The sequence below is a fragment of the uncultured Pseudoxanthomonas sp. genome (assembly GCF_947498795.1).
In the GTDB taxonomy this organism is placed as follows: Bacteria; Pseudomonadota; Gammaproteobacteria; order Xanthomonadales; family Xanthomonadaceae; genus Pseudoxanthomonas_A.
The window spans coordinates 1-1,230 of sequence record NZ_CANMLQ010000026.1; the positions used below are offsets into that span (position 1 = coordinate 1).

A 1,230-nucleotide genomic window follows, 5' to 3' on the forward strand; every position below is an offset into this window, starting at 1 on the left:
CGCGGATTCATATGATCGACGCAACACACGGATAGCTGCATAGGCAGCGGGAGTGTTGCAGATGAAGCGTAGGAAGAGGATCTACTACACCGACACCCAGAAGGCACTGATGTGGGACCGCTGGCAGCAGGGCGAGTCCCTGCATCAGATCGCGTCCCTGTTTGACCGGCACCACAGCTCAGTCCGAAGCATCCTGGTCCAGCACGGCGGCATTCGTCCGCCGACAAGGCGACGATCCGCGAGGGCACTGAACCTGGCCGAGCGCGAGGAGATCTCCCGCGGCTTGGCGACGGGACGGTCGATCCGCACGATCGCCGCGTTGCTGGGACGGGCGCCATCCACGGTCAGCCGCGAGATCGGGCGCAACGAGGGCGCTGAAGGCTACCGCGCCAACCAAGCCGACCTGGCTGCCTGGGACCGAGCGCGGCGCCCCAAGACCTGTAAGCTGGCGCTGCATCGAGCCTTGGCTGCTCGCGTGGCAGAGAAGATCCAGCGGCAGTGGTCGCCTGAGCAGGTGGCCGGCTGGCTCAAACGCACCTATCCCGATGATGCGAGCCGTCAGGTGTCCCACGAGACCATCTATCGCACGCTCTACATCCAGTCGCGCGGAGCCTTGAAACAGGAGTTGCTCGCGCACCTGAGGCGCACGCGGGCGATGCGTCGTTCACGACACCACACCCAGAAGACAGAGAGCCACGGTCGGATCACAGACACCGTCTCGATCAGAGAGCGGCCGGCCAGTGCCGAAGATCGGGCCGTGCCAGGGCATTGGGAAGGCGACCTGCTGTTCGGTGACCGGAACAGTCAGATCGCCACGCTGGTGGAGCGACAGACGCGCTACCTGATGCTGGTGAAGGTGGCAGGCAAGGACACGGAGACCGTGGTCAATGCACTGATCAAGAACGCACGCCGTCTGCCGAAGCAGCTGTACCGGTCGCTGACCTGGGATCGGGGCAAGGAGATGGCGGCGCACCGCCGCTTCACCTTGGCCACGAACATCCAGGTCTACTTCTGCGACCCGCACCATCCTTGGCAACGCGGTACCAACGAAAACACCAACGGCCTACTGCGGCAGTACTTCCCGAAGGGGATCAATCTGGCCGATGTCACGCAGGCCAAGCTGGACGCCGTTGCACGCCAACTCAACGAGCGGCCACGCAAGACGCTGGACTACGAAACACCAGCAGAGCGATATCGACAAACTGTTGCGTCGATTGGTTGAATCCAAGG

General features: G+C 63.3%; 1 protein-coding gene. It reads left to right on the forward strand.

All coding sequences use genetic code 11. The features are described from left to right. Positions 1 to 61: 61 nt before the first annotated feature. Positions 62 to 1,222 (forward strand): IS30 family transposase, encoded by a 1,161-nt coding sequence (locus tag Q0907_RS18950; protein ID WP_299347596.1) that lies wholly within the window; start codon positions 62 to 64, stop codon positions 1,220 to 1,222. Positions 1,223 to 1,230: the final 8 nt, after the last annotated feature.